General features: G+C 43.2%; 9 protein-coding genes. 3 read left to right on the top strand and 6 right to left on the bottom strand.

From position 1 onward, the window contains the following. Positions 1–136 precede the first annotated feature (136 nt). The 3 genes from FLL46_RS21470 (at position 137) to FLL46_RS21460 (ending at position 3627) form a co-directional block, all read left to right on the top strand. Positions 137–2080, top strand: coding sequence for a DUF885 domain-containing protein (locus FLL46_RS21470; RefSeq protein WP_142933571.1), 1944 nt, complete (start codon positions 137–139; stop codon positions 2078–2080). A gap of 137 nt (positions 2081–2217) precedes the next feature. Continuing rightward, positions 2218–3018: a DUF817 domain-containing protein gene (locus FLL46_RS21465; protein ID WP_210418793.1), complete on the top strand. Its 801-nt coding sequence runs from the start codon at positions 2218–2220 to the stop codon at positions 3016–3018. Positions 3019–3147: 129 nt separating this feature from the next. Continuing rightward, on the top strand, positions 3148–3627 hold the full coding sequence (locus FLL46_RS21460; protein ID WP_142933567.1) for a hypothetical protein: 480 nt from the start codon (positions 3148–3150) through the stop codon (positions 3625–3627). A 115-nt stretch (positions 3628–3742) separates the two neighbouring features. Here the strand turns inward: FLL46_RS21460 and FLL46_RS21455 are convergent, their stop codons facing one another. From FLL46_RS21455 to FLL46_RS21430, 6 genes are all read right to left on the bottom strand, one after another. Further along, a complete protein-coding gene (locus FLL46_RS21455; protein ID WP_142933565.1) occupies positions 3743–4321 on the bottom strand; it encodes a GNAT family N-acetyltransferase in 579 nt (192 codons plus the stop codon). Positions 4322–4463: 142 nt separating this feature from the next. Further along, positions 4464–5771 (bottom strand): glycerophosphodiester phosphodiesterase family protein, encoded by a 1308-nt coding sequence (locus FLL46_RS21450; RefSeq protein ID WP_142933563.1) that lies wholly within the window; start codon positions 5769–5771, stop codon positions 4464–4466. A gap of 219 nt (positions 5772–5990) precedes the next feature. Continuing rightward, a complete protein-coding gene (locus FLL46_RS21445) occupies positions 5991–9347 on the bottom strand; it encodes a PKD domain-containing protein (protein WP_142933561.1) in 3357 nt (1118 codons plus the stop codon). A 27-nt stretch (positions 9348–9374) separates the two neighbouring features. Continuing rightward, the gene (locus FLL46_RS21440; protein ID WP_142933559.1) at positions 9375–10262 is read right to left on the bottom strand and encodes a tetratricopeptide repeat protein; all 888 of its coding nucleotides are present in this window, start codon (positions 10260–10262) and stop codon (positions 9375–9377) included. Positions 10263–11186: 924 nt separating this feature from the next. After that, complete coding sequence (bamJ, locus tag FLL46_RS21435) at positions 11187–11999, bottom strand: BamJ family beta-barrel-assembly machinery protein (protein WP_142933557.1); 813 nt, start codon at positions 11997–11999, stop codon at positions 11187–11189. Between the two features lie 205 nt (positions 12000–12204). Next, the gene (locus tag FLL46_RS21430; RefSeq protein WP_142933555.1) at positions 12205–16602 is read right to left on the bottom strand and encodes a PKD domain-containing protein; all 4398 of its coding nucleotides are present in this window, start codon (positions 16600–16602) and stop codon (positions 12205–12207) included. Positions 16603–17015: the final 413 nt, after the last annotated feature.

Raw genomic sequence — 17015 nt, 5'->3', positions numbered from 1 at the left:
AAAAAATGTTTTAGATTTTACTAACAAGAACTCGGGATAAGAAGAGTTAACCCATTCAACGGCTTCATTATATATGCCATGGTTTAGCGGTTTTTCCTATTCTGAGTTTAGATTGACTATTGGGATGAAATAAAAAATGAAACTTTCGACCTCGTTAAGAGTATTAGGCGCGGGTAGCGTTTTGGCGACAGCACTGGTTATTTCAGGGTGTGATTCTAGTAATAATGGCACTAAGGAAAAAGCAGCTAAAGAAAAAGTTACTCAAGAAAAGCCTGCTCTCCAAAAAAATGCTTCGCAAGACCTGTCATCAAAAAATGAAGTTGCTCAATTACAAGACTTAACAAAGATTTATCAAAAAGCAACTCAGGCTTTATTTAAGAAACGAGCCTTATCTGCAACTTTATACGGGTTGTCGGAGGACGAAGTGGGGCAATATTATGCGGACCAAATGGAAGACTACTCGCCTGAGAATGAAGCGGCGCTTCGAACAGAATTATTGGCTTTAACTGAAAAGATTGCTGGTTTTGCTAACCAGTCCAAATCATCTTCTGCCATTGAGAATCAACTCGTAATGGCTAGCTTAACAAGGTATTTTGGCGGACACCCCGATTTTTCTATTGGATATATTGACGTCTGGATGGGGCTTTCTCCATTCATTGTGAATCAAATTAACGGTCCGTTAATTGATATTCCTCGTTACATGCAGAGTGATCAAAAAATTTCCAATGAGAAAGATGCAATGGATTATATTGAGCGGCTCGGAAAGTTTGATTCATTGATTGGCAGTATACAGAATAAACTCAGCGCTGATGTTAAAAAGAACTGGATTGCACCTAAAGTCAACTTGCAGGGAGCGGTTCGATACTTCGATAGTTTTTTGCAGCCAAAACCCGAAGAGCATCCGTTGGTGAATGCGTTTGTTGAAAAACTCGCGCTGTTAGACGGCGTTCCTGAGGAGAAAAAACAGAAACTCATTCAGTTAGCGAAACAAAAAGTAGCTGACGTGGTTTATCCCGCGTATCAAAAAATTTCTGAGCAAACCAAAAGCTTGATGGATAAAGCAAGAGATGAGTCAGGCATTTGGGCGCAGCCAAACGGCGACAAATATTACCAGGACGCTATTCGTCAATTGGGCGATAGTGATCGAAGTGCAGAAGAAATTCATCAAATAGGTCTGGATGAAGTGGCTCGCGTCACCAAAGAAATGGACGCGATCTTAAAGTCTCAAGGATATGATAAAGGCAGCGTCGGCGAGCGAGTCATTGCTGTTACCGAAGAACCTCGCTTTCTTTACGCCGATAGTGATGAGGGGCGTAAGGAATTACTTAACGATTTGAACGGTTACATCGCTGAAATCACCGAAAAAATGGCTGATTTGTTTAAAACCAAGCCGCCTTACCAGGTTGAAGTTCGAGCCTTTCCTGTGGAAATTCAAGATGGCGCGCCGGGTGGACAATATACACCGCCATCGGTTGATGGAAGCAAACCAGGAATTTATTGGATTAACCTTCGGGATATGAAAGCAGTGCCGAAATTTAGCTTGAAGTCATTGACCTATCACGAAGCCAATCCAGGACACCACTGGCAAGTGGCACTAAATATGGCGCAAACAGAGTTGCCTTTCTTAAGACGAATTGCGCCATATAATGCTTATGTGGAAGGCTGGGCGTTATACTCGGAACAGGTCGCTGCTGAGATGGGATTATACGAAAACGATCCCTTTGGCGATCTCGGTCGTTTACAGGCAGAACTTTTTCGGGCCGTAAGATTGGTGGTTGACACCGGACTCCATCACAAGCGTTGGACCAGAGAACAAGCGATAGCCTACATGGCTGAACAAACGGGTTCAGCTGAGTCTGATGTGGTTGCTGAAATAGAGCGTTATATGGCCTGGCCCGGTCAGGCATTGGGCTATAAGTTGGGTATGTTAAAAATTCTTGAATTGCGAGCGCATGCCAAGAAAGCTTTAGGTGAAAAATTTGATCTGGCTGAGTTTCACGATTTGGTATTACTGGGCGGCGCGGTCCCTATGGTCGTGTTGGAGCGTAAAGTGAAAGATTGGATTGCCGGTAAAAAGTAGCTTTTGTCCGAATAACTGCCTGGCTCATTGAGCCAGGTGGTTTACTCAATGCTTCTTTCCTTTAGCGAAGGAGCATTAGTTTATTTTCCAGAAACGCTTTTTCAAATTGCCAGTATGTCGGCCCTGAGGGACAAGGAATAGCGACTATTAAATACACCATACACGAACTCATTTTATTTGCAGTCAAACAGGCACATGCTTGTTTATTCGGAGGCTTCTTACTCGCAATAATGTTAGTTACCCGCTATTGGTATCCCATCGATTTTCTTCATCGTTACGACTTCATTTTTATTGCAGCTATTGTATTCCAGCTTTTTCTGCTGATCTTTAAATTAGAAACAATAAAAGAAGCCATCGTCATTATCGTTTTTCATCTTGTCGCTACAGTGATGGAACTGTTCAAAACCTCGGATGCGATAGGCTCATGGTCCTATCCAGAAGCTTATGTTTTTGGTGTTGGAAATGTCCCTCTTTTTACGGGATTTATGTATAGTGCAGTGGGCAGCTATATTGCCCGAGTTTGGCGTATTTTTGAATTTAGATATGAAAACTATCCCAACAAAAGATGGACTATCATTTTAGTTATTGGAATTTATGTGAATTTCTTTTCGCATCATTTTATTGCCGACTTTCGTTGGTTACTGTTATTTATAACCGGTTGGCTATTTTTCAATACAAAAATTCATTTTAAAATTATTAAAACATACCGAAATATGCCATTGCTGTTGGGATGGTTTTTAGTTGCTATCTTTATCTGGATTGCAGAAAACCTGGCTACCTATGCCAACATCTGGATTTATCCTAACCAAACGAATGGATGGGAATTAGTGCCTTTGGCGAAACTGTCTTCCTGGTATTTATTAATGTTATTGAGTTTTGTGTTAGTTTCGTTAATCAATGAAGTCAGGGACTACTCAAAGCCGAAAAACGAGCAGTGAATTTGGTTTTAAGTGTCAATTTACATTTTGTAGGGACTATTTTGAGCTGTAAGGCGTTGAATGATAGCTTGCAACAATTAGCCAGGTTTTTTCTTTACCACAAAATATAAAGTAGAAGGCAGAATAATAGTGAAAAAATATATCATAGTGTTAGGTTTAGTTATTGTTTTGGGAGCTGGATTCATCTTTCTGAAAGTAGATTTGGGAACTGGCCATGTATATCGCTCAAATGAAGTGTTGTGGAGCAGCGCTGAGCAGAATAACCAGAAGAAAAGAGCTTCAATTAATAAAATAGAAGTCGTTAATGAAAGCTGCGACAAAATAGTATTTAGAGTCTCTTACCAAAATACCGGCCAGACGGATGGGTATATTCGATTTAACACTAGTGCTAAGCCTTACGTTAAAGGGTCAAGAGGAGATCACTCTAAGACGTTAAAAAAAGGTGTGGCGTCAGATATTTATGAGCAATGGATTACAGATGAAGTGACCAAAGCTAATACCAATGAACTCTGGGTTTCATTGGAAGAAATTGTAGATGAAAAATTTCATGACATTGTTGACAGAGTTAAAATTCCATTTAGTAAAACATGGGATCATGAATGTAAATAAAATTGTTGATATTAAAATCGCTTTTTGATTGTTGCCAATTTTACTAAGCGACTCCCTCATTTATATTAGAGGGAGAAGTTATAAAAAGAAGAGGAAAAAATAGAGCACGGCTACTTTACAATGGCAATATCTTTTCCAATTCTTCAAACTGCAAATTATCAACTAACGAGACTTCGTTTCCTTGCTCACTCTGAAACGGTTTGGTTTTTCCGGTCCGGCAATAGCCTCGCCGTTCATAAAAAGCGATCAGTTCTGTGCGTATATCAATTACCGTCATCCATATCTTTTTGATATCCCATAAGTTCTGGACTAAAGATTCCGCTGCTTGTAAAAAGGTCTTACCGATGCCGCTTCCCTGTAGTTCAGGTTTAACGACAAACATTCCTAGATAACAGCCGTCTTTATTCCTTTGTAAATGAACGCAACCGACAATATTGTGATCTTTAAGACAGAGCAAAATGAGTGAGTTCTGAACTTCGATTAACTCTTCTACTCTTTCTGCCGTAATGCGTGTTCCTTCCAGAAGATCTGCCTCGGTCGTCCAGCCGGCACGACTAGAATCACCGCGGTAGGCGCTGTTTACCAATTGTGCAATTACCTTTGAGTCACTGGTTGTCGCGTGGCGAAAAGTAACGGCCGTCGAAATATGACTAATTGAACTGATTGCATCTGCTAAAGTTTGAGGGGCTGTCATCAAAAGCGTATCCCTGATAATGTTGAATTTTCAGAGGATACATCGATAGTGATTTTTGTAAAGATGTAATTTGCTCATTAAATCCTCCCCAGCCGTCCTTTGCTAAAGGAGGGAGTTTGCTAAACTTTTTATTGTTTTTTCATTATTTCAGGCCACGACAGTTTGCGTAGTAACTGACTGTTGCTGGCCAATCTGAGAAAACGCCCAGTACACCAACATCCTTCGCAAGCACGTCGAGAACTTTCAGCATGTCGCCGTCGTTATTAATAACGGGAGTCACAGATTGATAGTACCAACCGCCGCCTGAAGCTAATGGTCCTGATCTTTCCAGTGTCCAGGTAATAATATCGAGCCCGGCGTTTTTAGCTGACTTTGCATAAGCAGATGGAACAATCTTGTTATTGCTGTTGAGATCGATCAACATCCACATGGGAGGCGCGACGATTTGTACACCATCGGCAGCAAGCTCTTCCATGGTTGGTGACCAGGTAGCTGGATCACGAAAGTCAAAAGTTGGATCGTCATATCTGTCATCCAGATATACCGCTTGTTTGCCGAATCTTGGTTCGTTTTCAATCCAGTACTTAACATCGTCTAGATTAAATGATTGTGGGAAAACATTTTTCGGTTTTACCCTGGCCAATTTGTATTCGTTAATCATTTGCTGTGCATACTCCTCTTGCGTGTAATCTCCCTCGTATGGCATTTCGACGCTGGGAGATTTTAATTCCGGGGTCATTTTTACACCGAGAGACTTAAACAACTCAATACTTTCTGCGTGACTGAGTAGCGTTCCATTTTGAGTGTAAAGATCAGTTCGCCAACCTGCTGTTGCGTCCATATATTCTTCGACGTTAGTTGCCTGGCTGTTGCCTGCATCCATTTTTCCTTTTAGTGTTTTGAATTCTGCTAAGGTGATATCACTGGCACAACAACGAACCGATGCTGGTGACAGCAGGTTACCATCAACGTCGAAAGTTGCCGGGCTGAAAGGTTGTGAACATTTTGCGGCAAGCGGCGTTTCGAGAATATTGGTGGTCGTATGTAAGTCACATTGAGCGTGGCGACAAACTAGCTCACGGTCTTTGGTAAAGGTGACATCGCATTCTAAAATACCGGCTCCCATTCGGGCCGCGGCGACATAAGATTCTTTAGTGTGCTCTGGAAATTGCATGGGAGCGCCACGATGGCCAATAGAGAAATCAGTTTTTTTAAAGCGCCGTTTTTTGTTTGCGCAATGCTGAAGCTTACTTTTCAAATAACCCAAGTCCATGTCTTCTACCAGGTAATACGGGCGCGGGCCAATTTGAGCCGTCTTATTTTTCTTGTGTTTAAAGTAGTGATTCTCAGAATGTTTGTCTGACAAAGAGGTCGCACTGGCTGTGGTACTGATGGCAGAGCAGAATATCGTTAGTGCAGAAATACCAAGAATAGACTTAAGCTTGTTCATTTTTTCTCCGGTTATTCGTTTTGGGAGATGCTAAGTTATTCGTTGAATATTGCTGTCCTATGACAATTTAATGAATCGCCGATGACTTACTTTTTTTATTTGTCGCTATGTAAAAGAGAGCTTGTGCAACTTTTGGGTATTGCGCCAGTTAAGGCGCAATACAATTCCATATTTATTTGATAATTTGTTTATTTGATAATTCGTGGATAGTTAAGTGGTTTAGTTGACGCCGGTTACAACCAGATTGTCGATTGCCATGTCGCCACGCCAACCGCCTGCAGCTGTTGCACGAAAGCGAATTCTAATCGTTCCGTTGTAGCTGCTTAAGTCTACTGATGCGCTAATGTAATCTGCGCTGCCAGAAGTATGTTGTTCGCCAGAAATATTCCACACATCGTTGGCCCAGTTTCCATTGATGAAAACATCAACAGACAAAGTTCCAATTTGTGAGCCATACATGTGATAGTCAAAAGTCAGCGTGCGATTACTTCCGCTCAACTCGATGCTTTCCAGGTAAGCTGTTTCACCTGCGTTGTAAGCACCACGACCTCCGTCAGAAGTTTCCAGGAACAAATAAAAACCGCTATTACCTGCGCCACTAGAAGGACCGGTATTGGATGAAGGTGTGCCGTTGGAATCTCGAGTCCAGTCATAGTCATCTTCTCCAGTTGGGTTTGTCCAATCACCTAAATCTGATTCGAAATCACTACTACTAATGACCACTGGCGTGCTGCCGTCATTGACATTAATCGTCACGGTTGCCTGGGAAGATAAACTACCGTCAGAAACTTCTGCGACAAAACTGTTGTTACCGAGGTCCGAACTGCTTGGTGTGCCACTTAAGTTACCGTTTGAAGCGATATTTAACCAGGCGGGTCCAGATATTTTGCTGAATGTCAGCGCATCGCCATCTGGATCACTGGCATCATTGGCGATGGTATCGGAATAAGCGACATTTTGTGTCGCACTCGCTTTAGTTAAATTGCTGTTATTGAACGCCGGCGGGTTATTCGTTCCTGCGCCTGGTGCAGTAAAGTTTGCATAAATTGAGTAGATATAATTGCCTTGAGAACCAGAGCCGAAACTGGGTGGCATGTTGTCCCCTGAGGAACTCCATGTTTGTGACGAATGATAACGTCCGGGTGTTCCAGATTCATAGGCAATGCCCGGATTGTTTTCAAATATCCAGGCTAACCAGATTTGAGAGCCCGATGTCACTTGAACGGGCGTGGCTAAGTCTATTGTTTGCCACCCATCAGTTGCGCTAACCGGTGTAATTGCAGTCACACCAATTCGACTTCCAGGCGTGTTGTTTGCGTCGCTATAAACACCTAGCATCATGTCGCCACTGCCGCCTTTATGATACATAGTGACACTGGTGATTTTGCCGGTTTCACTCATGGTAAATGGCATGGCTCGCCTGTTCGCTGTCGTCGTATTTCTAGGAAGAACTGTGTCGTTACCAACGTTTCCGGTGACTATCACATTGACGGTGTCAGTCGAAGTTGCAGCGCCGTCATTTGCGGATAATTCAATTACATATTCGCCGATTGAACTGAAAGTCACGCTGCTATTTAAAGCGTTAGCATTACCAAAAGTGACGTTACCAGGTCCGCTCACTTTAGACCAATTTGTGGTTAGACTTCCACCGCTAGGCCGTCCATCGTCGGTTGCTGTACCAGAAAGATTGGTTGAACTTCCTGATGATGTTGAGAAGTCACCACCGGCGTTGACGACCGGTGGTTGGTTGGCTTGCTGCGGAGTCACGGTAATGGTCGCCGTATTAATGCCCGTTAGTTCCGTATCGTTGCAACTTAAAGTCAGGACGTAAGATCCGTCAGACGCAAATGAAGCCGTTGTATTGGCTGAAGCCGGGTTGGCGAAAGTTACACCTGAGGGACCTGTCCAACTTGCAGAAACCGATGCACCCACTGGTAAGCCGTCGTCACTGCAACTGCCGTTCAAAGTCGCTGACGCTGGCAATTCAATGGTTTGGTTTCCACCGGCGTTGGCAACCGGTGCCTGGTTGCTGGGAGGAGCGCTCACTGTGATTGTTGTGTCATCTGTTGAAATAAATTCGCCATCGTTTGCAGTTAAACGTAAAACATAAGTTCCTGCAGTATTGAAAGTGGCAGTAGTCGCCGCTGAATTTCCATTGGCAAAAGTCGTGGTACCTGGTCCTGACACTTGCGACCAGTTTATCGTGAGTGTTGTTCCCGGAAAATTATCATCGGTTACAGAGCCATTTAAGTTCACTGCATTTGGAATTTGGACGCTGGCGTCTGCGCCGGCATTGGCAATAGGCGCGCTGTTAGATGCCGGTGTTTTGCTAATAGAAAATACATCATCTATCGCGCCGGTTTCACGTAAATAACGTCCAGTTAAATTGTCACCGTCAATATCAATAACAAAAGAGCCCAGGTTATAGTATCTGGCAACATTTGCATCGTGTGTGTCGATACTATAAGTGACTTTGCCTGCGCTGCCAGACATTACATAAACGGCTCCACGCTGATCAGTTTTATTGTATGGTGTGGTACCGCCGTCGCCATTTTGAACTTTGTGAGTACTCGGATTAAATGTAGACTCAACGCCATAATGACCGTTAATAAAGTATGAACGATTGTAACTGTGGTTATGGCCGCCGAGTACAACGTCAACACCATATTGCTCCAATAATACATTAGCGTTTTCACGCAATTTTCTCATTCCCGTTTCACTATCGGAATTATGTCCGCTGGTTTTTGAATAAGGAGGATGATGCCAAAAAGCAATGACCCAGGATTTATTATTGGCTTGTAAATCTTGTTCTAACCATTGGTATTGGGGCGCGCCAGGATCGATATCAATGGCGCTGGAATAAGAGTCCAGGCAGACAAAATGGATATCACCATAGTCAAAGGAATAATAAAGTTCTGAACCCGAAGCAACACCACCTGCTTCACCATTGGTAGGGTGGGTAAATAAATCTTCATAAACACTTTGATTGCGTTCGTGGTTGCCTTGAGTTGACCAGATTGGTGTATTTAAAAACATACTCTGATACACGTCAAAAAACTTGTTAACGTAATCTGAGTCGCCACCATTACTGTAGGCGTTGTCGCCGAGAGCCAGCACAACATTGGTTCGTGTTGAGCCGGTGTAATTGTAGTAAGCATCCCTCACTGCGTTTTGATTGCTCGTTCCCGTTCCAGCATCACCAAGTGCCCAGATGCGAGTTTTGACTGCGCCGTTTGGGCTGGTAATAAAATATTGTTCAGCAGCATTATTGGGTGTTTCCTGGGCGCTACCATTGCCGACTCGATAATAATATTTGGTATTCGGTTGAAGCCCGGTGACTGTCACTATGTGTTTACTGGTTGAGCGACTTTCATCGGCTGAAAGATTAAGATTATTTTGATCGGTGCCATAGGTAACTCGTCCGACTCCGGCGCTGGAAGAGCGCCAATGAATGGTCATACTGGTCTTAGTCGCGTTTTGAAGATATGGTCCTACCGTTACCGCTGCCTCAATAAATGCAACCTGAAAAAGTAATAGGCTCGAAAGCGCTATTCGAATAAAAAATTTGTTTAACATGATGATTCTCTCTATTGTCAGTTATTATTAATTTTTCTCGGCATTCATTTTGCTTTTGAGTGTTTTCTTAAGCTTTTGCGAACTCGCGGAATTGAGAATTTGAGGGTTACGTGTATTTAGCTGGGTGTAGGCTTGTCGATAGACTGCGGCGGCAGCTTTTGACTGTCCGGACAATTTGAGTAGATCACCTTTTTGGACCAGGTATTGTTCTGTACGTGATTCAGTGCCTAACACGTCAATAATTTTATCCACTGCAATAATGGCCTTAGTGTAGTTACCCATTTGTTGATGGTGGTAGGCAATTTTGTTTAGGAAGAGCGGTAGGTTTCCTAGTTGTGAAACGCCTGACTCTAAAGATTTAATCGCTTTTCTATGATCACCCAATGCTTTATAAGCTTCAGCTTGATAAAGAAACAGGTCTGTTGTTGGGCGCTGTTTTATTGCCTTTCTGAAAGCTTTGGTGGCACCTTTAAAGTCTCTTAATTTCATTTTTGTACGGCCGCTTAGAGAGAGGCCTCTTTCGTTTGTTGGGTTGTTGGCAACGAAACGGTCGACAAATTCATTCGCCAGAGTGAAGTCTCCTTTTTCAAATGCGATAAAGGCGCCTTCAAAATCAAGGGATTTGTCGTGAGGTGTTTGTGCACGTAATAAAACTAACTGTGATAAGGCTTCATCGTAATGTTGAGTATCTCGTAATGCATGGATGTATTTTTTTCGTAGCTTAAAGTTGTTAGTGTCTGCCGACAGTTGTGTTCGGTATTTATCGACATAGCTGGCGACTACACCGTGCGCAGTCACCGGCTCAATGGTTAATGCTGTCGCATAAGTTATTCCAAGAACTAAGAATAATCGTTTTGGTGTTGCTTTTAACATTGTACGATTGTTTTTCTTTTTTAAACTCAATAGGTCGTTCACTTTTTTCTCCTCGTTATTGATAAGTCTCTTGTTATTAGGCGTTGTGTTGTTGTCGTGCTTTGTTGCTAAACAATGACGTGCTCTTTGTGCTCATTAGTTATTGCTTTTTGAGAACTAAACTTTTGAACAGCTTTCAAAATTCGGCTGGTTGAAAGCGGCTTAAAATAATTCTCTGTTGTTATTATTTCCGTGAGATTACTGGTTTGATTTTTAACGACGTTAAATTAAAGTTGTTTTTTACTTGTTGTTTTTTTGTTATTTTTGAGATAGTTTTGTTGTTGTGAATAGTGATGTTTGAATCTATTCTCTTGGTGTGTTTGTCGCAATGTGGTGGGTGTCTTTTTTATGTCTATTTAATCTCTATTTAATCTCGTTTTTGCTTTTGTTTTTTTATTGAGATTTTATTTTGGTTTTAGTGTGAGGTGGTTTGTTTTTTTTAGGGCGTTTCGCACCGCTTTGCTTGCGTGCGACTTACTTTTGCCAACAGCTGCAAAAGTAAGCAAAAAAGCCGTTGACGTTTGCACTGGGCCATTTATTAGCGGAGACTCTTGCTTAAACTTTACCCAAACACAGACTTCTTTCATTCGCTTTTATATTTAAACACCAGTCAAAAAGAATCCTGATTGACAATTAACTAATATGCACTAAATTCGAGACTACCCAAGTACATGAGATGTAGCTAGTTAATCATTAGCATGTCTCGAAAATAGTTCTCATTACTAATTGCCCATACATAAAAACTGATTAACTGGTGTGTAAATCTAATAGCAAGCGGAGGTGGTACGAGTTTGGGGTTGCTCGCAAAAAGTACATCTGTCAATCCATGCTCAGCGCGAGCGTCAAGGGCTTTTTTGCCTTCTTTTTTAGCTCTTGAAAAAAGAAGGTCGCACGCAAGCAAAGCGGTGCGAAACGCTCTAAAAAAAATCACCAAGAAAAACTACTAGACACCCCCAACAACTCAATTTCAAAAACCAAAACCGAATCCGCCGGAATATTCCCTCGCCTCGAAGATCCATAAGCCAGATGAGAAGGCAGTGTTATTTCCCATTTGTCTCCAACACGCATCAACTGTAATGCTTCACTCCACCCTGAAATGACACTGGCAACTCGAAATTGCTCCGGTTGTTTTTCGTTCCTGTATGAATTCGCAAACTCAGTACCATCGATCAGTCGCCCAATGTAACCAATGGTTACTTCACTTTCGTAGGTTGGCGAGGCCCCGGAACCCTGTTGCAGGACTTTATATTGAAGACCACTTACAAGTGTAGTAACGCCGTTCTTTTTGGCGTTCTTATCCAGGTACTTCTTTCCAACGATTCTATTTTTTATCGCTTCTTTTTGAGCGAAAGACTGCTCGATTTTAGCTACCTCCCGTTCAAAGCCATAAATTAAACTTTTCAAATCTTCAGAATTTAAACGTGCCTTGCGTTTGTCTTTGTCGGTCACATAACTGTCGGAAATTGCGTCGACGAATCCTTTTTTGATTTCTTCTCTATCGAGTTCAATACCTCTTTCTTTCAGATATTGATAACGGCTGATGCTACCTCGACCTTTGTCCAGGCCAATGGCATAAGCCAGCGCTTTTCGGTCATCTTGAAAACCTTTGTCAACATAGTTTCTTGAAACCTGCAGCGTACTGTCGGTAGATTGCGATTCTAAACTTTTATCGACAAAAATTGGTTCAGAACATCCTGAGAGAAGGATTAACAGGCAGAGTCGGGAGAAGGGTTTCGTCATAAGTTTACTCTAATTTTATTGATTGGATTAAGGTGTTGGTGTTATTAAAAATTTTATTTAGCTGACCTGCTTTACCAGGGACTTCATCGACAAGCTTGGTTCAACTTTTTAAAAAATAGCCAACACTCAAAAAGAGCGTTGGCTTGAAGGCCAGTAACCAGGAATTTTGTTTTCCCTGACTGGCGTGACGGGCTGTTTTTTTGAATTAATTAACGCCTGTTATTACAATGTTATCGATGGCAATATCGCCGTGCCAACCACCAACAGCTGTTGCCCATATGCGAATTTTTATCGTTCCGTTATAGCTACTCAAATCAACGGTCGCGTTGGTATAATTCGCACCTGCTGAATTATGTTGTTGACTTGAAAGCGTCCACACATCATTGACCCAGACACCGTTAACAAAAACGTCAACTGACAGAGTACCTATTTCAGAACCATACATGTGATAATCGAAACTCATGGAACGGTTGCTACCGGTGATATCAATACTTTCAATGTACGCCGTCTCGCCGGCATTGAAAGCGCCGCGTCCGCCGTCGGAAGTTTCAAAGTAAAGGTAATAATCACTGTTACCTGCGCCGGATGATGGGCCAGTATTAGATGAAGGCGTTCCGTTTGAATCACGAGTCCAGTCGTAGTCATCACCTGTTGGCGAGTTATTCCAGTCGCCTAAGTCTGATTCAAAATCACTCGTGCTCAACACTACCGGTGTACTTCCGTCACTCACATTAATTGTCATGGTTGCCTGAGAAGACAAACCGCCGTCAGAAACTTCAACCACAAAACTATTTATTCCTACATCTGAACTTGTCGGTGTGCCGCTCAGCACTCCATTTGCCGCAACATTCAACCAGGCTGGGCCGGAAATTTTGCTGAAGGACATTGGGTCGCCGTTAGCGTCGCCGGCGTCGTTGGCAATACTGTCGCTGTAACTTTGATTCTGGGTCGCACCAGGTTTCGCAAAAGGATTGCTATTAAAGGTGGGAGCTACCTGGGCGTGTATGCCGCTAACTCTCAAATTATCGATTGCCATATCACCGCGATAACCGCCAGCTGCTACAGCTCTGAAACGAAGCTTAAGAACGCCGTCGTAATTGCTTAGATCGATGGTTGCCGTGTCGTAATTGGACGAGTGAGAACCGTGTTGTTGTCCTGACAGTGCCCATACATTGCTCCAGTTGCCACCGGCGACACTGACATCAACATTGAGTGTCCCCATATTTGAGCCATACATGTGGTAGTCAAAGCTGAAACTTCGGTGAGTGCCGATGATATTGCCACTTTCCAGGATGGCGGTATCACCGTCTCGGTATGCGCCGCTTCCATTGGAAGTTTCCAGGTAAAGGTACCAGGTGCTGTTGTTCGAACCATTATCTGGTCCGGTGTTTGAAGAAGGGGTCCCGCCAGAATCACGACGCCAGTCATAATCATCACCGCTGGTGTTGTTACTCCAGCTACCCAGATCCGTTTCAAAGTTATCGCTAATTAATTCAACCGGTGAGGCAGACACAGTAACGTTCAGATTATCTGTTGTGCTCAGGTCGCCATCGTTTGCGGTCAGGCTGATGACATAATTTCCTTCAACCGAAAAAGTCACATTACTAGTCAATGAACTCGCATCACTAAAAGTGACATTACCTGGACCAGACACTGCTGCCCAGGTAGTAGTTAGGCTGCCACCTTGCGGACGCCCATCATCAGAGGCGGTACCATTTAATGCAATCGAAGTACCTACCAGCGCATCAGTATCGGTGCCGGCATTAACGGTTGGCGCAATATTTTGTTGCTCCGCGATTACTGTGACTAATGTCGAATCATTACCAGTTAATTCTGTGTCGTTACAACTCAAAGTGAGCGTGTAAGAACCTGGCGCTGAAAAGTTCGCCGTTGTGGTCGCGGAGTTGGTGTTTGCGAAAGTGACACCACTTGGGCCGCTCCAATTTTCAGCGACGTTGGCGCCGACCGGCAAGCCGTCATCACTGCAACTTCCATTTAAAACTGCTGAAGCCGGAAGTTCAATTGACAAGTTGGGTCCTGCATCGGCGACAGGCGTCTGGTTTTGTGGAGGCGGTGTAACGGTAATAGTCGTTTCGTCGGTGGCAGTAAATTCGCCATCGAAAGCGGTTAGCCTGAGAACATAGGTTCCGTCTGTAGAAAAAGTTGCGGTCGTTGTGACAGAGTTGGCGTCGGCAAATGTTGTGGTGCCTGGGCCCGATACCTGTGACCAGCTATTGGTTAGATTCGTGCCGGGAAAATTATCATCGGTCACTGATCCGTTAAGCGTTATCGCATTCGGGATTTGAACATTACCGTCTGGGCCTGCGTCTGCAATTGGCGCTGTGTTACTCGAAACGCCGCCGGTTGCAACCAGGGCATAATCTGCGTCGAGTTGTGTTGTTTGTACATGACCATCCTGGACAATGTCATCGCCGAATACTTCAATGTTCCAGGTGCCTGTTTCCGGTGTTTGGATAAAAACATTTTCAACGGTATCAATAGTATTAGAAGTGCCGCCGGGCGTTGACCAGTTTCCTTGTCTTAGACCATTATTACCCCAATAGATAACGCCGGAAGGACTAGTCACTTTTAAAGACAAATCATTAATTCGTGCGATTGATGAGGCAGGATTACCGCGAGGATCTTTGTAAACCAATGTAGCTTTGAGCGGTTGACTGCCGTCGACCGTTAATGTGTAGCTGTTACTTGTCCCGGGGAGTAGCACATCATCTTCATTGACTAATATTGGCAACTTCCAATTGTTGTTTTGCGCAGTTTGGTATAAGTTTTTAACATCTGGAAACCCCCAACCTTGTTTGACTCTACTCAGGTTGTGGCTATCGCCGGAATTAAAACTATATTGGAAAGCGGTGTGAATCATTAGTGCTTTTGCTGTTGCCGCATGGGGGCGAACGTCGAACACGTCTCTAAACTCTGGCGCATCTTGCTTACCCGGTCCACCATCAAATACGCCATCAGCCCACATTTGATACAAAATACCAAAAGCGCCTGCGACGGCCGGTGTACTAAAGCTGGTTCCGTTGCGTGAGTTATAACTAGAACCTGAACCGTCAGCGATCATATCGAAGGCATCGTACTGACCAGAGAGATCGGGTTTAATGCGATTGTCAGCCGCTGGTCCGATGCTGGCTCCGTTATTCCAGCCGTCGTCACTTCGAGAGACGGTACTTAAAGTTTTAATACCGCCCACAGCAACGATATTTTTCGCCCAGGCTGCTGGACGTGATTGTTGGTCTCCGGCGTTGCTTTGTGATTGTGTTTTCAGCAAATCTAAATCAAATAAAACTTCATCGTATTCAGCGGACCAGGTCGTGTAATTGAGCGTTCTTGAATAGTCAGTACTGCTGGTTTGTACGACGGCACGATAAGGGCCGTTTGGATCAACTAGTTCCTGGAGATGTGCGCGAAGTTCTGACTCATTAGGTTGATTATTTCCCGGAAAGCCACTGTAGCGAGAAAATACAATGGGCCGGGCTGCGTCAGGTAGTAAACCGCGATACTGAGGGTCGACGCCTTGTGCAAATAAAATACCGGAAATGTCAGTACCGTGATCGGCACCACCGCTACCTTCCGCCTGAGGACTACGAACAAGTATCGGGTTTGGTGTGTTCACCAGCTCCTGGTGGTCAATTTGAAATCCTCTATCGTAAACTTCGATACCAACGCCTTTACCAGTGTAACCTGCAGCAGATTCGAGCCAGTTAAAACCGTCTCGGGCTTTAACATCGTCAATATCCTCACCGTCTGGATCGCCTAGCTCGTCAATAAAAAGCGTAAAGGGATTTTTCGCGACAAATGATAATTGTGATGGCGTCAGGTTCGCAGATATTCGACTGCTTTTGTTAAAATGATCATTGCTCATTTTTGTTTTTATGCTGCCGCCAATTGAAGTAATAAAATTAACAAGTATGTTCGTGTGTTTTTTGGTTACCGCCAAAATTGAGTAGGTTTTGACTTCGTTATTATTTTCGGCAATTCGATTCTCCAGACCTTCCTCCAATTTATGAATTGGAAGGAAAGGCACAACTGCACGTACAGTATTCAATTGTCGTAGTTTTGAAAGTTGATTCGGTGCAATCAATACGAGCACTGCGTTTGGGGGAAATGCGGTTGAAATTTTGCCGCCTGCCTTTGTAATATCTTTTTGATAGTCTGGTAACGACTGGGTATGAAATTGGACAATATAAGCACCAATATTGTTGCTTATGCTCTCAACGTAAAGTCCGGGTAATTTTGCGCGATTGTCGCTGCTAAATGCAGCGAGGCGATTTGTGTGAGATTTTTCTAATGGGTCAAAAAGACTGCCGCGGCGAAGATGAATAAAACGGTTAAGTGGGCGTGCGCGGCTAATTTTTTGTCCTTCAATTTGAACCTGGTAAGTTCCGTTACTATTAATCAATGTCTGAGAACGACTACTTTTTATTATTCGTCTTTGCGGTTGAACCTTGGTTGACGGCGAGGTTGCGTTGCTAAGATGATTTAAGCTGTCCTGGGAACCGTGTTGTGCGCCGGCGGAAGCAGCAATCATCGTGGATAAGGTTAGGGAAGAGGCTAAGGTCGGCCAAAAGTTTGTTTTTTTCATTATTGTTCCTCTTTCAATTGAATAAAATTTATTGCGAGACCCGAAAGCTAAAAAACAAGTGGCGGGTAAAGTGCGAAATCAATTGGGACAAACTTAAATTAAAATACTGGCGTTAAAATTAAGAAGGAAACTCAGTTGCTTGATTAAAATACAAACAGTTGCATAGCGATTTTCTATTTGCCTTTCTTTTCCAGTTGATGATTTTTTGTTATTAAAATTTGAATTCGCTGATTGGATTATCAGCGTGTCAGAAAGCAAAACTCAATATGGAAGGACTCTTTTTACTGTCGTTTTAATATCTATTTAAAATCTTTTTTTGAAACTGTGGGAGTTTTAATTTTTGTATCAATGTCTTTTTATTTATTTTGTTCGTTTCGATTTATTTGCACAGTTTTCACTGTGATTCTGCATCT

Origin of the sequence: Aliikangiella coralliicola, from assembly GCF_007004725.1 — a bacterium.
Taxonomy (GTDB): domain Bacteria; phylum Pseudomonadota; class Gammaproteobacteria; order Enterobacterales; family Kangiellaceae; genus Aliikangiella; species Aliikangiella coralliicola.
The sequence above is the reverse complement of the archived record's forward strand: the minus strand, read 5'-3'. Positions and strand labels throughout refer to the sequence as shown.

Coding starts and splice junctions, on each gene's coding strand:
- FLL46_RS21470 (WP_142933571.1), top strand. CDS start 137: ATGAAACTTTCGACCTCGTTAAGAGTATTAGGCGCGGGTAGCGTTTTG.
- FLL46_RS21455 (WP_142933565.1), bottom strand. CDS start 4,321: ATGACAGCCCCTCAAACTTTAGCAGATGCAATCAGTTCAATTAGTCAT.
- FLL46_RS21450 (WP_142933563.1), bottom strand. CDS start 5,771: ATGAACAAGCTTAAGTCTATTCTTGGTATTTCTGCACTAACGATATTC.
- FLL46_RS21445 (WP_142933561.1), bottom strand. CDS start 9,347: ATGTTAAACAAATTTTTTATTCGAATAGCGCTTTCGAGCCTATTACTT.
- bamJ (WP_142933557.1), bottom strand. CDS start 11,999: ATGACGAAACCCTTCTCCCGACTCTGCCTGTTAATCCTTCTCTCAGGA.
- FLL46_RS21430 (WP_142933555.1), bottom strand. CDS start 16,602: ATGAAAAAAACAAACTTTTGGCCGACCTTAGCCTCTTCCCTAACCTTA.